This is a genomic window from Micromonospora sp. ABR4_055 (assembly GCF_056160425.1).
Genome location: NZ_JBSWXD010000372.1, coordinates 1 through 288 on the forward strand (window position 1 = coordinate 1; position 288 = coordinate 288).

Consider the following 288-nt stretch of genomic DNA (forward strand, 5'->3'; position numbering starts at 1 on the left):
CTAGACGAGTAGTTCCGAAGTCAGGGGTCGATGTCCGGGCATGAGGAGAGGGCATCCAAGATCATGTTGTGACGCAAGACCTGGACACCCTCTTGACCGCACTGTACGTGAAGATCGACGACAGCATCCGCACGCCCCGGTGGCGCGGCAGACCACCACTGCTGACCGACTCCGAACTGGTCTGCCTGGCCGTGGCGCAGGTCCTGCTCGGCGCCCGTTCCGAAGCCCACTGGATCCGCTACGCCCGGGTCCACCTGGCCGGCATGTTCCCCTACCTACCGCAGCGGC

Annotated in this window: 1 pseudogene; it reads left to right on the forward strand. The window is 64.9% G+C overall.

Annotation, left to right across the window (positions count from 1 at the left end):
- Positions 1-68: 68 nt before the first annotated feature.
- Positions 69-288, forward strand: a pseudogene (locus ACXAHD_RS32450) (IS982 family transposase); the annotation flags it as partial.